The sequence below is a fragment of the Palleronia aestuarii genome, from assembly GCF_003253995.1.
In the GTDB taxonomy this organism is placed as follows: Bacteria; Pseudomonadota; Alphaproteobacteria; order Rhodobacterales; family Rhodobacteraceae; genus Palleronia; species Palleronia aestuarii.
Window position 1 is genome coordinate 39,108 of the sequence record NZ_QKZL01000014.1, and the last position, 18,441, is coordinate 57,548.

The 18,441-nt window shown below is 70.5% G+C and carries 11 protein-coding genes; 8 read left to right on the forward strand and 3 right to left on the reverse strand.

Annotated features, from left to right (window positions below; genetic code table 11):
* Positions 1-47 precede the first annotated feature (47 nt).
* The 7 genes from LX81_RS14385 (at position 48) to LX81_RS14415 (ending at position 8,052) form a co-directional block, all read left to right on the forward strand.
* Positions 48-2,072, forward strand: a complete 2,025-nt coding sequence (locus tag LX81_RS14385) for a S8 family serine peptidase (protein WP_111538021.1) — start codon at positions 48-50, stop codon at positions 2,070-2,072.
* Positions 2,073-2,125: 53 nt separating this feature from the next.
* Entirely contained in the window at positions 2,126-2,824 is a 699-nt protein-coding gene (locus LX81_RS14390) for an HAD hydrolase-like protein (RefSeq protein WP_111538022.1), read from the forward strand.
* A gap of 112 nt (positions 2,825-2,936) precedes the next feature.
* Complete coding sequence (locus LX81_RS14395; protein ID WP_111538023.1) at positions 2,937-4,013, forward strand: sulfotransferase family protein; 1,077 nt, start codon at positions 2,937-2,939, stop codon at positions 4,011-4,013.
* A complete protein-coding gene (locus LX81_RS14400) occupies positions 4,010-5,101 on the forward strand; it encodes a class I SAM-dependent methyltransferase (protein ID WP_146259436.1) in 1,092 nt (363 codons plus the stop codon). The genes LX81_RS14395 and LX81_RS14400 overlap by 4 nt, the downstream gene beginning before the upstream one ends.
* The gene (locus LX81_RS14405; protein WP_111538025.1) at positions 5,098-6,237 is read left to right on the forward strand and encodes a glycosyltransferase family protein; all 1,140 of its coding nucleotides are present in this window, start codon (positions 5,098-5,100) and stop codon (positions 6,235-6,237) included. The genes LX81_RS14400 and LX81_RS14405 overlap by 4 nt, the downstream gene beginning before the upstream one ends.
* Positions 6,234-7,229: a glycosyltransferase gene (locus LX81_RS22530; RefSeq protein ID WP_111538026.1), complete on the forward strand. Its 996-nt coding sequence runs from the start codon at positions 6,234-6,236 to the stop codon at positions 7,227-7,229. Before LX81_RS14405 ends, LX81_RS22530 begins: the two co-directional genes overlap by 4 nt.
* Before the next feature lie 40 nt (positions 7,230-7,269).
* Positions 7,270-8,052, forward strand: coding sequence for a class I SAM-dependent methyltransferase (locus LX81_RS14415; protein WP_111538027.1), 783 nt, complete (start codon positions 7,270-7,272; stop codon positions 8,050-8,052).
* A gap of 25 nt (positions 8,053-8,077) precedes the next feature.
* Here the strand turns inward: LX81_RS14415 and LX81_RS14420 are convergent, their stop codons facing one another.
* From LX81_RS14420 to LX81_RS14430, 3 genes are all read right to left on the reverse strand, one after another.
* Positions 8,078-10,549 carry a Calx-beta domain-containing protein gene (locus tag LX81_RS14420; protein ID WP_111538028.1) on the reverse strand — a complete coding sequence of 824 codons (2,472 nt, stop codon included), beginning with the start codon at positions 10,547-10,549 and terminating at the stop codon, positions 8,078-8,080.
* Positions 10,550-10,769: 220 nt separating this feature from the next.
* The gene (locus tag LX81_RS14425; RefSeq protein WP_111538029.1) at positions 10,770-12,722 is read right to left on the reverse strand and encodes a glycosyltransferase family 2 protein; all 1,953 of its coding nucleotides are present in this window, start codon (positions 12,720-12,722) and stop codon (positions 10,770-10,772) included.
* Entirely contained in the window at positions 12,719-16,783 is a 4,065-nt protein-coding gene (locus tag LX81_RS14430; protein ID WP_111538030.1) for a hypothetical protein, read from the reverse strand. Before LX81_RS14430 ends, LX81_RS14425 begins: the two co-directional genes overlap by 4 nt.
* 499 nt (positions 16,784-17,282) lie before the next feature.
* Here LX81_RS14430 and LX81_RS14435 point away from each other — a divergent pair, with 499 nt between their 5' ends.
* Positions 17,283-18,437 (forward strand): polysaccharide biosynthesis protein, encoded by a 1,155-nt coding sequence (locus LX81_RS14435; RefSeq protein ID WP_111538031.1) that lies wholly within the window; start codon positions 17,283-17,285, stop codon positions 18,435-18,437.
* Positions 18,438-18,441 lie beyond the last annotated feature (4 nt).

Genomic DNA, 18,441 nt, shown 5'->3' on the forward strand with positions numbered 1-18,441 from the left:
CCGGGCCCTCCCGTCCCGATTTCCCTTCGAGCCCCTGGAGGTTTCCCATGCCACATGCCGATCCCGCCGTGACCCGCGCCCCGCTGAGCCGCGAGACCGCCATCGCCTTCTGGCTCGGCCGTCCCGCGGACGAGTTCGAGGCCGCCGATCTGCCACCCGCCACGCGCGCCGAGCTCGACCGGCTCGTGGCCGATCCCGGCCGTCCGGTTCCGCGCCTCGATCTCGACGCGCTCGATGCCGGCAGGCTCGCCCTGCTGCCGCAGATCGCCCCCGGACGGGCGGAGACCCTTGCCGAGGCCGGCCCCTGGTTCTCTCTCGACGAACTCGCGGGCGCGAGCGCGGTGCCGCGCGAGACCCTCGGGGCCGTTCTCGCGCCGAAGCGCTACCTGCTGCCCGATCCGGACGGCGCGGGCATCGCCCTCGACGTGCGACCTTGCGCTTATGTCGTAGAGCGCGAGGTCTGGGCGGCGGCGTCTCCTCCCGCGCAGGGCTTCGTGACCGAGGCCACCGCCCTCGGCGGGGCGGGGGAGGCGGTGACGCTCCGCCCCTCCGATCTCGAGGCCGCGCCGGCCGATCTCCTGGCGCTGCGCCGGGCGCTCGGGGCCCGTATCGGTCCCGTGGTCACCGATGCGTCGGGCGCGGAGCGGCGCTTCGTGCCGGGCTGCGTGGAGCTCTGGCTCGACGGCGCACAAGGCGCGGACGAGGTCGCAGCACTTCTCGAACGGCTGGACCTCGTGTCCCGCGTGGATGACCCCGGCGAGGCCGAGCGGCTCCGGCAGGCGGGGCTCGTCCGCGCACGGCTGGCAGGCGAGGACGGGGGCGACCTCCTCGCCCGCGCGATCGCGCTCCTCACCCGCGCCGCGTCCGACCCGGCCGTGGCCTTCGCGGAACTGGCCGAAGTGCCCGCGGGCAACGATTTCGAGGAGGCGGGCGGGGCGGCGGGTGTCGCGGAGCGGGACTGGGCCGCGGCGCTCGTCCATCTCGACGCGGCGCAGGCGGAGACGCGGGGCGATCCGGACGTGGTCCTCCTCGTCGTCGATGGCGGCGTCGCCGCGGACCATCCCGACCTCGCGGGCCCCCATCTGCGCGCGGAGGAGGATTTCACCGGCGGCGGTCCGGCCGCGCCCGAACATGGCACCGCGGTGGCGAGCGTCGCCGTGGGGCGCGGCGGGATCCGTGGGGTGGCGCCCGGCTGCACGTTGCAACCCATGCGCATCTCCGGGATCGCCTCGGGCGCGGCTTACGCGCTGCGCGCGGCCGCGATACGGCGCGGACTGGCGCTCCTGAAGGACGGCGAACGCGGCGTGATGAACCTCAGCTGGCGGACGGGCGGCATGGTGGTGGGTATCCGCGAGGCGCTGCGCGCGGCCGCGGCACGCGACGTCGCGGTGGTGATGTCGGCGGGCAACGGATCCGATGTCGCGGCGGGCACCCCGCACTGGCCCTCCGCCCATGCGACGGGGCCGGACGCCCTGCCGGGCATGCTCGCGGTCGCGGCACTGGGTCCCGACGCGCGGCGTGCGCCCTATTCCTACCACGGCCGCGAGACGATAAGCCTCGCCGCACCGGGCGGCGTCACGGGCGGGCCCGGCTTCGGCATTCCCGTGGCGAGCGTGCCCGCGCCTGCCCGCGACGTCGTCTACGGTACCTCCTTCGCCGCACCCTGCGCGGCCGGGGTCGTGGCGCTCGTGCGGTCCCGCGCGCCCGGGCTCGATGCGGCGGAGGCCGTGCGGATCGTGCGCGAGAGCTGCGCGCCGGGCGATCCCGATCTCGGCAGCGGCGTGCTCGACGCGGGCGCCGCCCTCCGCGCCGCGGCCCGTCTCGCATCGGACCCGCTGCCCGATCCCTTGCCCGACCCGCTCCCGCCGGCAGATCCGGGTGCGCCGATCGACCTCAACGCCGCCCCCGTCCCGATCCTCGCCGCCCTGCCGGGCATGGGGCCGGTCCGGGCCGAGGCGATCGTCGCGCGGCGCACCCAACTGGGGCGGTTCCGCTCGATCTGGCAGCTCGTCTTTCCCGGCGGGCTGAGCCCCCGCGCCGCCGCCGATCTCTCCGGCCTCGTCGTGCTCTGAACGAGCGGGAAAGGCGCTCGACAGGGGCGCCCGCGCGGTCTAGGCCGCCGGCCATGACCGATGACAGGCCCCAGGGGACGTTCGTCCTCCTCGATCTCGACGGCACGCTCGTGGCTTCCGCGCCTGGGATCGTCGCCTCGCTGCGCCATGCGCTCCACACGCTCGGCCGACCCGCCCCGGCCGAGGCGACGCTCGACTGGGTCGTGGGCCCGCCGCTGCGGCGGAGCTTCGAGACGCTCCTCGGGGAGGGCGGGGATGTCGAGGCGGCGCTCGCGCTCTACCGCGCGTCCTACGAGGCGGAGGGGATGTTCCTCTCGGTGCCCTATCCAGGCATCGAGGACACGCTCTCGGCGCTCTCGGAAGCAGGTCACCGGCTCTTTCTGTGCACCGCGAAACCGCTTCCCCATGCGCGGCGGATCATGGCGCATCTCGGTCTCGACGCGGCCTTCGAGGGCCTCTACGGCGCCACGTTCGACGACCGGTTCGACGACAAGGCCACGCTCATCGCCCATATCCTGGACGAAAGGGGGCTCTCGGCCCGGGACGGGTGCATGGTCGGCGACCGCGAGCACGACGTCCTGGCCGCCCGGCGCAACGGCATGACCGCGCTCGGCGTGACCTGGGGTTACGGCGGCGCGGCCGAGCTCGCCGAAAGCGGGGCCACGCGGCTTTGCCAGAGCACGGGCGATCTCGCGGGGGATGTGGCGGCGCTTCTCCGCTCCGAAACGGGAACGCGGGCGCCCGTGGCGTGAAAGGGGGGCGTCGGTGCTGCCCGGTCCCCCGCGACGGGACGCTCCGGAATTGACCCCCCCGGATTTGCGGCCTAGTGACGGGGAAACGAGCCCAGGACCCCGACCCCGCATCGTGTCACGAACCCTCATCATAGCGGGATCGCATCGAAGCGGCACGTCGCTCACGGCGCAGTACCTGCGGGAATGCGGGCTCTTCGTCGGAGACACGCTCCTCGCCGGGAACAGCAGCAATCCGCACGGGCATTTCGAGGACCAGGAGGTCATCGATATCCACAACGCGATCTTCGCGGCCAACGGAACCGACTGGATGCTCGACCGGCGCATCGTGCCGGTCGTTCCGGACGAGATCCGCGGGCGGATGCGGGATTTCGTGGGGCGGCGGCAGGCCGCGCATGCCGTCTGGGGGTTCAAGGATCCGCGGATCTGCCATTTCCTGCCGCTCTGGAGACTGTTCCTGCCCGACGCGAAGATCCTCGTGATCTACCGCAACGCGGTCGAATGCGTCCGTTCGATGAACCGCCGCCATGCCGAGGATCACGCCCGCGCGCCACAGGGCCGGATCTCGCCGTTCCATTCGGTGCCCGACCTGGCGCTCCGGATCTGGACCGTCTCCAATCTCCAGCTCGCCGATTTCGCCGAGCGGCACCGGGATGACGTCATGGTCGTCGATCACGCGAGCCTGTCGCGCGGCGTGCCGCTCGCGGGCCGGCTGAACGCGCGCTGGGGCCTCGGCCTCGAGGAGCGGAGCACGTCGGAGGTCTACGACAAGAGCCTGAGCGCCTCTGCCGCGCGGACGCTGCGCGTCGCCGATCCCGAGAACGGGCGCGCCGCGTCGCGGATCTGGTCCCGTCTCGCCGCGCTCCAGGACAGCCCATCAGGAGGATCCGACTTGTCCGACGACCCGTCCACGAGGTTCCGCCACGAGGCCGATGCCGGTAAGCTTCTCATGGAGAACGAGCTTCTGGCCTTCGAGAACGCCTATTACAGGAAGAAGGCGAAGGAGGTCGACGCGCTCTCCCGACGTCTCGGCGACCTTGAGGCCGCGCTCGAGCGCGAACGGGCGCAGAGCGAGACCTCGCTGCGCACCTACGAGGCCATCGCCAACAGCACGATCTGGCGCCTGACGGGGCCGCTGCGCGGGGCGATGAACCGGTACCGGTCCCTGAAGGCCCGACCCGGGTCGCAGTGACCCCCTCCCGTCGCGGCAAGAAACAGGTCGACATGCAGCAAAACCTCTCCCCAGACCCCGCCGGAGCGGTGACGCAGGCCCCTGCGTCGCGGATGGCCTATGCGCGCAGGGCCGGGTCCTGGCAGGTGGAGCAGCTCTTCCGGCCCGATTTCGAGGCCGCGCTGGTGGCCGCGGAGGTGCTGGCGGTGCTCGATCCGGTCTCCTTCGCCTGGGAAGCCTACGAGCGCGTGCTCGAGCGGGTCGTGGTTTATCTCGTGATCCCGCCCGACCTTCCGGCCGGGGACCTGACGCTGCTCTTCGGCGGGATCGCGGACGGGCTGAGTGTCTTCGACCGGATCGTGGTGCAGGACGAGGCCCAGTACCGGGCGCTTCGCGCGCGTGTGCGTCCCACCGCGCGGCTGGTGCGCCACGATGCGGCTCCGGTCACGGCGGAGTGGTGCTTTCAGGACTTCGACCGCCGCGCCGCGGCCTCGGGCGTGTTCGGAGAGAACGGCCGTCTGGTCTCCTCGCGCCCCTTGGGCCTTGCCGCGAACAAGCGTGCCCATCTTGAGCAAATGCGGGTCCTGCGGCCCGCGCTCGACCGGATCGATCCCGGGCGGGACTGGAGCGCGGTGGAGTGGGGTTGCGGCGCGGGCCGGGTGCTGTCGGAATGTGCCGACCGCGGCGCGCGCCTCACGGGCATCGAGCGCGACGAACGGCTGCTCGAGACCTGCCGCGCCGATCTGGACGGCGTGACCGCGATCCCGGGCGATGTCACAGAGGCGGCGGGGATCGGGCCGGGGCGGTACGATCTCTCGCTCCTCGTCAACCTCCTCCATTTCCTCGATCCCGAAGGCCAGCGGCGTGCGCTGGCCCACGCGCTCGCCGCGACACGGCAGGGCGGCGCGCTCCTTGTGGTCATGGACCACGTCGCCGATCCAGAGATCCGCGACATCCCCTTTCATCCCGCAAGCGTGCGCGACGCCCATGCGCTCTTCTCCGACGTCGCGGGTTCGGGACTGGTCCTCGAGGAGTTCCGGACGATCGCGCACGACCATTGCGACGAGATCCGCAGCGGCCTGAGCCTTCTGAGAAAGATCGCGCCATGAGCGCCGCGCACAGGATCGTCGCGATCGCGAACGACGCGGTCCCGGGCATGGGTCTGCCGGTCTCGGCCTCGGGCATGCGGACGGCGGGTCTCGCCGCGGGGCTCCGCGCGCACGGCTTCGACGTCACGGTGACCGTTCCCCGCCACCGCGTAGAGCATCTCGAGGCCGGGCATGCGGCCTTTGCCGCCGTCCCGCCCGGAACGATGGTTCTGCGCTACGGCGCCCTGCGCCAGTTCCTCGACACGGCGCGACCCTTCGCGACCCTGATCTGCAACAGCAACTACATCGACGAGATCGAAGGCGCCGCGACCGGGCACATCGTCTTCGACTTCTTCGCGCCGAAGGTGCTCGAGGCGGAAGGCGAGGGCCACGGCCCCGCCCATCTCGACGCGCTCCGGGCGCGCAAGCGCCGGGCGCTCGACATGGCCTCCGCCGTGATCGTGAACGGCGCCAAGAAGCTCGACTACGCGCGGGACTGGATCGCGCAGGCGGACCCTGCGCGGCCGGAGATCCCGGTCGTCGAGGCCGACATGACCTATCCCTGGCCCGCGCGGGAGACGGAGCCCGCCCCGGGCGCGCTTTCCGTGGTCGTCGCGGGCTATTACCAGCGCTGGCTCGATTACGGGAACATGTTCGTGGAGCTCGCAGGCGCGCTCGAGGCGATCCCGGCCCTGCGCCTCACGCTCCTGATCCCGCGGCTCGACGTGGAGATCACGCAAGCCATCCCGGGGCTCGCGGCCTGTCTCGCGCATCCCCGGACAGAGGTCCGCCGGATCATGCTCCTCGACGATTACTTCCGCCTGTTGCAGCGACACGACCTCTTCGTGGACCTCTTCCAGCCCACCGAGGAGCGGCGCCTCGCGATGGTGACCCGCTCCGTCGTGGCGCTCGGCATGGGCGTGCCGATCGTCCATCCGGGCTTCACCGAAGTCTCCGGTATCGTGGAGGAGAGCGGGGCGGGCTGGCTCCTCGACCCCGCGGATCCGACCGCGCTTCACGACCTGCTGCACCGCCTGGCGGCGCGTCCCGAGGAGCTTGTGGCCCGCCGCGATGCCGCCCGTGCGCTTGGGCTCGGCCGCCTCGCCCCCGCGGACTGCCTGCGCGCCACGGCCGAGATGCTGGGAGGGATGATGTGAGCCGCAGGTTCCATGTCGTCCTGCCGACCCTGAAGCCCGTCGGCGGGATCGTGAAATGCTACGACTACATCGCCCACGCGCTCGCCTTCGGGCTCGACGTGCGCGTCTATTGCTGCGAGCGGCCGGAACAGGCGCCGCATCTCTTTCAGAACCCGCGGCTGGCGCCGGTCTCTGCCCGCGCCTTGCCCTATCACGGCTACGAACGGCTCTTCGCCGCGCCGGACGATCTCTACTTCTTCTCGCTGCCTACCGATTTCCGCCATGTCGAGCCATTGCTGCGGCAGGGCGTACCGGCCCGCAACATCCTCCACATCGTCCAGAACACGCGCCATGCGCAGGTGACGTTCCAGGACGGCTATGCGCGGCGGCTCCTCAGCCGGCCGATGTCGCGGATCACGATCAACGACGAGGTGCGGGACGCGATCCGGCCCTTCCTCCACGACGGCTCGGCGCTGGCCAACATCCCGCTCGGCCACGATTGCGCGTTCTTCGAGCGGGCCCCCCGCATCCCGCCGGGACGCCCGCTCCGCGTGGGCTTCACCACCTGGAAGTCGCAATTCGGCCATCGCCTCGCGGCCTCGCTCGCGGGCGACGACCGCTTCTCGTTCCACGCCATGGGCGGCACGGTCGCGTGGCCGGAGCTTCGGGACTTCTACCATTCGGTCGACGTGCTCCTCTGCACGCCGAACCGCCTCGAGGGCTTCTACCTGCCCGGGCTCGAGGCGATGGCCGCGGGGTGCATCGTCGTCACGCCCGACGTGGAGGGGAACATGTCCTATTGCCGGTTCGACAAGAACTGCTTCGAGTACCGCTTCGAGGACATGGCCGATGCCACGCATGCGCTCGAACGGATCCTCGCGCTCGACACGGAGGAGCTCGGCGCGCTCCACGACCGGGCGGGCGAAACCTGGCGCGCGCGCAGCCTCGATGCCGAACGGGAGATGTTCCGCGCGTTCCTGAGGGAGATCGACGCGCTGCCCGCGGCTGCGTGAGGCGGGGTGTCCGGACCGAAACGAGAAGAGGAAGACCGCGATGGAAGTCGATGAAATCACGGAGCTTTACCGCGCGGTCTGGCGCAAGGGATGGGGCTCCGTCTCGATCGACGAGCTCGTCTTCATCCGCGATCTTGTCCGGGCCCACCGGCCGGCGGCCTTTCTCGAGATCGGCATGGCCTCCGGGCTTTCGTCGGGTTTCATCGCCCGCTTCCTGGGGGAGAGCGGAGGCAAGAGCTTCACCTCGATCGACCACGACGACACGTTCTTCGGCGATCCGACGAAGCCCAACGGCTTCCTCTTCGACGAGATCCACCGCGGCGGGACGCTCGACGCGCGCCTCGTCAAGTTCAAGACCTCGCTCGATGTCGAGGAATTGGGCACGCAATGGGAGATGGCGTTCATCGATGCCAACCACCAGCATCCCTGGCCGATCCTCGACACGCTCTCGATCTGGCCCCGTCTCTCGGGCCCGAAGATCGTCATCCATCACGACCTCCAGCTCTACATGAAGCAGGACGTGATGTTCGGGATCGGGCCGAAATACCTCTTCGACCAGATGCCGGAGGGGCGCCGGATCCTCTCGGACGCCAATGACGGCAACATCTTCGCGCTCGATCTCGACATGGAGCGCGACGAACTCGAGGAGATCGCGATCCGCGCGATCAAGCTCCCGTGGTCGCTCAGATCGCCCCTGCAGCCGGCCTATGTCGCGAAGATCCGCGCGATGCTCGAACGGTTCTACAGCCCCCGTCTCGTGGCCCATTTCGACCGCTGCCTCGCAGGCCAGAACAGGGAGGACCGGTTCCGCAGCGGCCTCTGAGCGCGCCGCGGAACCGGTCGCCGGATCAGAACACGAAATCCGTCTGGTCGAGATCGCCGATGGAGACGTTGACGAGCGTGATCGTGTTGCCGCCCAGGGCGTCGATGATTGCGTCGGCCCCCTGCTGACTCAGGTGGTTGGCTCTCAGATCGCCCAGGCCGCCGATCGACGAGACGTCGGAGAGATCGATCTTCTCGAAACTGTTGCGCGCCTCGAAATCGAGGATCCGGTCGCGGCCGAACCCGTTCTGGAACACGAAGCGGTCGGCGTTGAAGTTTCCGGCGAGCACGTCGTCGCCCGCCCCCCCGACGATCCGGTCGAAACCCGAGCCGGCAAAGATACGGTCGGAGCCGTCGTTGCCGATGAGCGTGTCGTTTCCGGCTTCGCCGAAGAGCGCATCCGCGCCGGCCCCGCCGGTCATCTCGTCGTTGTCCGATCCGGCGAAGAGCCGGTCGTTGCCCTCGCCCCCGTCGAGGACGTCGTTGCCCGATCGGCCGAAAAGGTTGTCGGCCTGCTCGCCGCCGCGCAGGACATCCGCGCCGCCGCCGCCGTCGAGCCGGTCGAAGCCGAGCCCGCCGAAGAGCCGGTCGTTGCCACTGCCGCCGAAAAGCGCGTCGTTGCCGATCTCGCCCGAGAGGAGGTCGTTGCCCGATCCCCCCTCGAGCCGGTCGTTGCCGGCCCCGCCGACGAGCTCGTCGGCGCCACCCTCTCCCAGCATCAGGTCGGCCTGCGATCCCCCCCTGAGAACATCGTTGCCGTCGCCCCCGAACATCTGGTCGTAGCCGTCATCGCCGTAGAGGATGTCGGCGCCGCTGTTGCCCGAGATCGTGTCGTTGCCGGCATCCCCGCGGACGACGTCGTTGCCGTTGCCCCCGAAGAGCCGGTCGAAGCCGGAATTGCCGCGGATGATGTCGCTGCCATTACCGCCGTTGATGATGTCGTTGCCGTCATCGCCGTTGAGGAAGTCGCGCACGAGCCCGCCGATGATGCGGTCGTTGCCGCCAAGGCCGCGAATGGTCTGGGAGGTGGTGTAGTCGGAATAATCGACGGAATCGTTGCCCGGGCCAGGCGTTGGCTGCGCCACGTCCCCGTCGACGATGGTGATCGTCGAGACCGTCGCGCCGTCGTAGAAGATCGACGGTGACAGCGACAGCAGGAAGGATTCCTCCGATTCCACGTTGCGGTCGCCGATGATTTCCACGTTGAATGAGAAATCCTGCTGGCCCGGCGCGACGTTGATCGTCCCCGATTGGGCGACGAAATCCCGTCCCGCCACCGCCGAGCCATTGCCGACGGTCCGGTAGGCGATCTGGAACGATTCCGTCGCGGGTCGCGAGAGCGACATCTTCACCGCGACGTCGCTTGTTCCGGAATCGCCCTCTACGACGGTCGGGCTGGTGATCCCGATCGCGGGTTGCCCGAGGCCGTCATCGTCGAGGATCCAGACGATCGACTGGTCGACGACGTTGCCGCCAGGGATGCGCGCGGTCGTCGTCTCGGAGTTTTCGATGAACGCCTCGAAGAGGAAGAACTCGTCCGACTCGACACTCGTGTCATTATCGGTACGGATCCGGACCGTCTCCGATTGTTCGCCGGGCTGGAATGTGACCGACCGGGCACCATAGTAATCGACGTCGGTTCCGACCTGCGCGGTTCCCGAGACTAGGCGGTAGCCGACCTGGGTCGTCGCCGCAGCGGGGCTGCTGAGATTGACCGCCAGATCGGCGTAATTGTCGTAGCTCCCGTCGTTTTCGGTGAGCGTCGCTCCGGCCGTGCTGACCGACGGCCCGTTCGGGGCGGTGTCGTCATCGATGATCGTGGCCACGCCGAGCGCGGATTCGGCGAAGCCCGAGGGGGTGGCGAAGCGGATTCCGAACTGCTCGTTCGGTTCGACCTTCTCGTCGCCGAAGATCTGCACGCCGATCGTTGCCTTCGTCTGTCCCGCGACGAAGCTCAAGGTGCCATCGGCCGCCCGGAAATCCTCACCCGCCGTCGCGCTGCCCGATTGCGTGGTCCAGGGAATGCTGAAGCTGTTCGTGGCCGGGCGTGACAAGCTGACCTCGAAATTTGCGGTCTGCGTGCCTGAATCGTTTTCGACGAGGACGGGGCTCGAGACAAAGATCGCGTTCGGCACGACCGTACCGTCGTCGTCGAGGATGAAGACCGTCGCCCGGCCCACGGGGGCGTCGCCGGGAAAGTTCGCGTTGCCCGAGATCACGAAGGCCTCGAAGACGAAGGCCTCGTCGGGTTCCGCGACGCTTTCGTTCTCGGTGCGAAGCTGGATGGTTTTCGACTGCTCCCCGGCCTGGAACGTGACCTGTCGGCCGCCGTAATAGTCGAAATCGTCCCCAACCTGCGCGGTGCCGGAAAGCAGGCGATAGCCGATCGTCACGGGCGCCGTCGCCGGGGCGTCGAGATTGACGGAAACGGCCGGATACGCGTCGTAACGACCATCCCCTTCTGCAGAAGATCCGCCGGTAATGTTTACAATCGCCATGTATGAAACAATCCTTTTTCGACCTAACTAGCGGTTTTTCATCGGTAAAAATATTTTCCATCCGGAGGAACCGGAACAGTTCAAATGGTATGGCAAACGTTAACCTTTTCGCAATGGAAAGGTTAACGCGCCCAGAACGGACAGCTTCGTACCGGGAGATACGGGTTGCGTATCGGGTAGGCCCTTCCGGGATGCGCGTCCTGAAAGCAGAAAATTTGGGTCAGCGTCCGGTGCGGCCGAGCCACCGTTCTACGGCCTGGCGGAGGGACCGGTCCGGCGTTGCGGGCTCGTCCGGCGCGGCGGGTGCCGCGGGCCGGTCCCAGGGATCGGTGTCGTCCACCACGTTCCGGGCCGGTCGGGATCGGGGCGCGGCGGGCGGTTCCGGCAGGGGGGCGGTCTCGGCCATCTGCGCTGCCACGCGGTCGAAGGTCGGGGCCAGCCCGTCGATCTCCGCGCCCGATCGCAGGGCGGCGAGGGCCTCGTGGATCTCCTTGACCGCGTCGGGGATCCGGGGGGAGGCCATCATCTCCGCCTCGGACGCCGCGGCATGTCCGGTTCCGCTCGGGGTCGAGACGTTTCGCGTGTCGATCTCGGCATGCGCGCGCGGCCAGCTCGGCCTGCAGACCGCTTTGAGCGTGGCGCACATCCCTTCCGGGTCGGACAGGAGATCCGCGTGGGACACTATGCAGCGCCGCACGCCGCGGCTGCTCGTTTCGGCGTCGAGCACGTGCCGGAGCCAGAGATGGAGCCCGTGGGCAATCGGCAGGCCGCGATCGCGGCGCAGACCCCCGGCCATGTCGAGCGGCGCGCGCATCGGGATGAAGATCGTCAGGTCCATCCCCTGCTCCTCGGCCAGGGCGCGCCAGAGCGGCAGCAGCCGGCTCGCGGCCGGATCGGCGATCACGGCGTCGTTCAGATCGGCGAAATCGGCGATCAGCATCTCGAGAAGCGTCTGGCGGTGGTGCCGCGCCGCGTCGGTGTCGAACCAGCCGGGGGGGACGGGGCGGGGATCGTCCGGCCCCGTCCCGGTCTCGGCCAGGATCGCCGCATGCACCGCGCCGATCCGGTCGGGCTCGGACGTCTCCGCAGCGAGGCGCCAGCGGGGCGGCGTGGCGCCGCGCCGGACGAGGAGGTCCGCGAGCGCCTCTCCGCCGCCGGCCGGCGCACCGGCGATCAGGATCAGACGGCCGCCATCCGCATCGCCAGGGGCCGGGACGGCACCGCGTTCCGCCCCGGTCCGGGGCGGGGCGGCCTCGGGGGCCGGGACGTCGAGCCGGCGAAGCGCCTCCACCATGGTCGGGTCCCGCCGCACCCGTCCTGCCTCGAGGTCGGCACGAAGCCGGGCGCGGCCCGGCAACGTCTCGCGGAAGGCCGGCCAGATCGTGCCCGTGGCCTCGGTCATGGCGAGCCAGCGGCGGTACTTCCACGACGTGCCGATCGGGATCTCCGGCGCCGCGCGCACCGCCTGGCCGATGCGGCGGACGGAGCGCTCGAACATGTCCCGCCCGCGGATCGGGTAATGGTAGATCCGGATCGGGACGGGGCGCGACGCGGGCGGCGTGCCGTCGTAGCCGGCCGAATGGGCGCCGCGGCCCACCGATTGCAGCCCGCGCGTGCGCAGGAGGAGCTTCGGAGGCAGCGCGTGGTAGAAATAGGGCGCCTCCGGCCCCGGACCGAGCAGCGCGGCCTCCGTCCTTTCGCCCGTGGGCAGGGGCGGGGGCGGGTCGGCGCGGCAGGTCAGGACGTCGTAGAACGGGCCCGTCCCGAGCGCGTCGCGCGGGCCGATCATGTTGTGCCGCCGGCAGGTCAGAATCCCGGCCGCGTCACTCTCGTCCGGCAGCATGTCGCGCAGGTCGCCCGTGGGCGAGCGCCAGAACTCGTCGGCATCGTTGCAGAAGACCCATTCGGCGCCGAACGCGTCGCGGGCCATCAGGGCCATCCGCGTCGCCCAGACATCTTGGAGATAGGCGGTCGAGGGCTCATTCAGCAGCGTCAGCACCCCGCGCCGCACGAAGGGGCGCAGCGCGTCGGCGGTCCCGTCGGTCGAGCCGTTGTCGGTCGCGATGACATGGTTCACGCCCTGCGCGAGGTGCCAGGCGACGTTCAGCGCGACGATGTCGGCCTCGTCGCGCACGAGGAGCGTCATCACGAGGCGCGGTCTCTCCCCGCTCATGCCGCGTCCTTCCGTTCGAGGACGTAGACCTGCCGCCCGCCATCCTGCAGCGAGGTCACGACGATCCGGCTCCCGTCGCGCGCGGGGACGGGGTGCAGGTCGCAGCGGAACGGCCCGTGCTTCGGCAGATGGCCAGTGAAGCGCGCGAGCCGCTGCGTCTCTCCGGTCGCGCGGTCGAGTTCGACGAGGTCGATCTCCTCGGCGTAGGGCGTGTCGTAGATCGCGCGGCGCGGATCGTCGGGGACGTGGCGGATATGGACGTTGGCGGTGATGAGGCCCTTGAGCGGGTCGTGCGGCTCGGAAGCCTTCGGCACGGCGTCGCGGATCGCGGCGAAGGCGCCGCGGTCCTGGTGCCAGAAATAGAGCCGCGTATCGTCGAGCCACATGACATGGCTCGTCCCGCGCGCGAGGAAGGCGAGGTCACGGCCGTCCATGCCGCAGGTGAGGCTGACCCCCATCTTTCCGGTCCAGGGCCCGGTGAGGCCCGCGCGGCGCCAGCGGAGCTTGACGGTGAAGCGCTTGCCCCCCGGTGCGATCTTCACGTGGTTGAACCAGTAGGCGTAGGCGCCCTCCCGATGCTCGGCGCGCTCGGGCTCCGGCAGATGTTCGGCGAGGAACGCCGCCGCACGGTCGAGGGGCAGGATCAGCCGGTCCTCCGCCGCGGCCCCGAGCCCGATCCGCCAGACCCCGTCATCGCCGGGGGCGCGGTCGCCCGGCCGCGCGTCCGCCCCGCCGACATAGCCGTAGCCGGGCCGCGCGCGGTCGAGGCGCGCCATGTTCACCGACAGGGCCGTCTCGCCTTCGGGATCGACGGCGTAGACAGGACGCCGGAGCGTCCGCGTGAGGCCCGTCTCCGGATCGTGGAGCCGGGCCACGAAAGCATCGCCCTCCGCCCCGCCCGCCTCGCGGTCGTTCCAGACGAGCCGCCCGTCGGGCAGCCACTGCGCCATCGGCCCCTGTTGCCAGCTCCAGGCGCGGCTGGTGCCCAGCCGGGCGAAACCGCCGTTCGCGATATCGACGATCCCGATCTCGACCGCGTCCTCCGGCGTCATCCAGCGCTCCGCGAAGCGCGCGCGGTAGGCCGCGATGCGGGTTTCGCCCGCGTCGAGGACGGGGATGTCGTAATAGCTGTGCGCGTGGAAGAGCCCGGTGCCGCTGCCGAAGGTGAGCTGGCGCAACCGCCATTCCGGCGCGATCGTGTCCGATTGCCTGCGTTCCGCCGCGCGCCTGCGGGCCGCACGGGCGCGGACGGGCTGCAGCGCGGCGCCGGTCGCGGCGATCGCCAAGACACGATCCCGCCAACTTCCCTCGCCGCACGTCTCCCCGGTCATCAGGTTGACGTCGCCGAGATCGATCCGCCCGTCATTTCGCTCGAGATACTCGACGATCCGCCCGCCATAGAGCGATCCTGCGGGGCTCGCCCCGCTGGTCTTGCGGCGCCGGTCGAGCCGGGCGGCGAGATCGGCGGTCCACTTGTAGTGATCGACCCGGAAGGGCAGGGTCTCTCGCCACTCGGTCGACTTGATGCGCGGGAAGTGCATGAGCGGCAGGCCGTAGAGGAACTTGCCCGGCCCGATCCCCTGCGGCTGGTGGCCGCCGAGGCCCGGCAGCACGTCGCCGCGGTGGAGCATCGTCTTCACCGTGCCGGTGGCGTCATCCACCCCGGGCCGCTTGCCGAGCGCGATGCCGATATCGGCGCGGACCGGGAATTGCGCCCCGATCGGGCGGTCGGGCCGGACGGGGGGAAGGCCGCCATCCGCCGCGACCCGGTCGACGAAGGGCCCCTGCACGCAGGCCACCCGCCGCTCGGCGCAGAAGGCCGTCACCTCGTCCAGGGGGGCGGGGTAGTCATGGAACTCGTCGGCATCGGCGCTGACGATCCAGTCTTCGGGCGCGGCGAGGCGCGATTGCAGCGCCCGCCGCCGGTCCCACATCCCCGAACTCGTATAGGGCCCGATCCAGATCTCGGGCTCCGGCAGGCCGCGCTCGGCCAGGAGCGCACGGGCGCGCACGAGGCCGGGGCTCTCCTCCTCGCGGGCGTTCAGGATCAGGTGCATCCGCGCGGGCGCGATGCCGAGGCCCGCGTAATGGTCGAGGAAATGCGGCAGGAGAGGCAGGTCGCCGCCCGCCTCGCCCTCCACGCCGATGCAGGAGACGAGCCGCACCAGGCCGGACGGCCGATCGCCCGGAGCCGGACCGCCGATGGGGCCCGCCGCGTTCTGCGGACCCCACTGCGCCTCGATCGCGGGACGGGCGGCCTGCCATTCCGGCGCTTCCCCGAACCGCGCGAGCCTGCGGGCGACCTCTTCGGGGGCGATGGCGTCCGGGGCGAGCGGCGGCTTCTCCGTGAGCCCGATCGTGGCGAGAAAGGCGTCGATCCGCTCGGGAAAGAGCCGCCGGTCGATGGCGATGCTTTCGGCTTCCCGCGCGCCGGGGCGGGTCGGGACGGGCGCGATCCGGTCCGGCGCCTCGAGCGCCTCGAGCGCCAGCCGCAGATCGGGCGCTTCCGTGCCGGCCCGCGTCCAGTACTCCCGCAGATAGGGCACGAACCGCTCGTGCTTGCGGGAATGGACCACGACCTTGCGGAAGATGTCGGCGAAGGATTGCTCCGCATCGTGCAGGCCCGTCATGACATCGGTCTGCATCCAGCCATGGCCCGCCTGCCGCATTTGCCGCTTCACGTGGCTTTCGGGCCGCCGCTTGGCCGGGTCGAACTCGGCCGTCTCGAGCGCGCGCGGCAAAAGCGCCGTGCGGTAGAGATGCTGGCCCGCGAAGCGGATCTGGCCCAGGAGCGGATCGGCCACACGGCCGCTGATCCCGAAGAGCGCGGGGTCGTGCCGCCGCGCCTCCGCGAGTAGATCCGCCACGGCGCCGGGGCGCAGGAGCACGTCGGCATCGAGGCAGAGCGTCCACTCGGCGCCGAGCGCGACGCCCTGCTCGAACGCCTTCTGCACAGCCAGCGCGAACGGCGTCTCGTGCAGGACCGCGACCATGTCCTCCGGCACCTCAGCCAGGGCGAGTTCCCGCGCGGCGGCTTCGGTGCGCTCGCCCGCGGCGCGGATCACCACCGCCACCTCGGCGCGCGCCGCAAAGGTCGCGGGCCGGGGCGCGGCCTCCGCCCGCATCCGGGCCATGCGACCGCGCCAATCGGGGTCCGGACGCTCGGCCGGACCGCGCAGCGCCACGTCGCCGAGGCGTATCCGGCCGTGCGTCGCGAGGTAGTCCCGGACCTTGCCGCCGTATTCGAGACCCGCCGGGCTCACGCCCGGGGTCGCGAGGCGCGTGGCGAGCGACGGCATCCGGCTCGCGGTCCACTTGTAATGCGCGCTGAGGAACGGAAAGGCGAAGCGGAAGGCCGGGTCGGCGATCGCCCGGACCGTGTGGAGCGGCCTGCCGGCGAGAAAGCGCGGACCGTCCCGGGACGCGGCCCCCGCGCTGTCGGGCGTCAGACCCTCGGGGTTGTGGCCCCCGCGGCGCGGCAGAACCGAGGCCGCGTGCAGCATCAGCTTCGTCGTGGCGGAGATGCCGTGATGGCGGCCCGCGCCGAAGATGCGGAACGACGCCTCGCCCTCGACGGGAAACTGCTCCGCAAGGGCGGGCTCGGACGCGACGGGGGCGAGGCGGCCCTCGGGGGCGAGGCGGTCGATATGCAGCCCCTGCACGCAATCGGCGCCGACATCGCGGCACTCCGCAATCACCTCGGCAAGCGGTGCGGGAAAGACGTAATGTTCGTCGATATCGGCGTTCACGATCCAGTCGCCGGGCACGGCTACCCGGCGCTGCAGCGCGCGCCGCTCCTCCCACATCGCGTCGCTCGTATAGGGAGCGATCCAGCGCCGCGGCGCCGCCGCCCCGAAGGCCGCGAGGATCCGCTCGGCCTCGGCGAGCTCGGCCGACATCGTGTCCTCGGAATGGACGACGAGATGCATTGCGTCCGGCGCGATCCCGAGACCGGCGTAATGGCGCAGGAAATGCGGCAGGAACCCTAGGTCGGTCCCGGTGCCGAGGCAGGAGACGAGGCGGATGCGCGGCGCGTCCGGAGAGGGGCCCGCGTCGCTCACCGCCCGGTCGGGACGGAGGCGGCCCGGTCCTGCATCGCCCGCACGCCCCCAAGGCGCTCCGGGCGTCGGATCAGGGGGCGCGATCCCGGCCCGGTTGCGGCGGGACCCGGCATGGATCGGGACGCTGCGGGATGGACGTCGTGCAAGATGCGATCGCTCCAGCTCTACTCTCGGCGGCGGCTCGCCCTGCCGCGGTAGGCCCGTCTTTAGCCATCCCCGGCGGGGAGGCCAAGCGAGGACGCCTTCCGTTGCGGCATTCGCGCCACAAGTCCGGCCCGTCGCGATCCGTCACGGGGGCGGCCGCGGGACCGGCGCGGGCCGGGCATTGTAATCGGAGATCGAATGCTTCAACCATCGGGGGAATTAATGCGGGATCGACGACAGAATACAGGCTGGACAGGCCGGCCAATCGCGCCCTTGGCAGATCTCCCGGCGACGAGCCGTGCGGTCCCTCGGTGCCAGATACCCCCAATAGCCGCATTTCCAGAAGGAGACCAGGATGCCTGACCACGAGACGTATTTCAGCGGGCGACGGATCATCGTGACGGGCGGTGTCGGATCGGTCGGCCGCGAGATCGTCAAGCGCCTGCTGGCACTCGACGTCGCGCGCATCCGGGTCATCGACAACAACGAGAGCGGGCTCTTCGAGATGGAGACCGCCTATCGCGGCGAGGGGCGGGTCGAGTTCTTCCATTGCGACATCTGCGACGAGCGCGAGATGTCGCGGACCTTCTCGAACATGGATGCCTGCTTCCATGCGGCGGCGCTCAAGCACGTGCCGTCCTGCGAGCGCTCTCCGTTCTCGGCGGTCAACGTCAATATCCTCGGCTGCGAGATCGTCGGCCGCGCGGCGCTCGCCAACGGGCTCGACAAGGTGATTTTCACCTCGTCGGACAAGGCGGTGAACCCGACCAACGTCATGGGCACCTCGAAGCTGATGGGTGAACGGCTCTTCACCGCGATGAACTTCCTGCGCCGCAGCGAGAGCACCACGAAATTCGCCTGCACCCGGTTCGGCAACGTGCTCGGCTCGAACGGATCTGTGGTGCCGCTCTTCGCGCAGCAGATCGCGTCGGGCGGGCCGGTCACGCTCACCGACGAGCGCATGACGCGGTTCGTGATGACCAATGCCCAGGCCGCAGATCTGGTGATCGAGAGCATGGCGCTGGCGCTCGGCGGCGAGGTCTTCATCACCAAGATGCCGGTGCTCAGGATCCCCGACCTCGCGCGGGAGATGCGCGCGCTGCTCGCGCCCCTGGCCGACCGGACCCCCGAGGAGATCGAGATCGCGGTGACGGGCCCGCGGCCCGGCGAGAAGCTCTGGGAAGAGCTCAGCACCGAGGAGGAGAGCACCCGCATCCTCGAGGGCGACAGGTTCCTCGCCGTCCTGCCCGCCGGCATGACGCGGGAGGAACGGCAGGGCTACAGCTATCCGGGCATCGGGATGGAGCCCTCCACCGCGATCTACCATTCCGACCGCCTGGCGCCGATGGGCGCGGCCGGCATCAGGGAGCTCCTGCTCAGCCCCGGCGTCCTGCCCGACGCGATCCGGGCCCGCCTCGAGGCGCGGGACGACACCGCCTGGACCACCGGGACGAGCAACACGCTTCGGCGCGTGCGCCCCGTGGCCGCGCGCCAGCTCGCGACCGGGTGAGGCC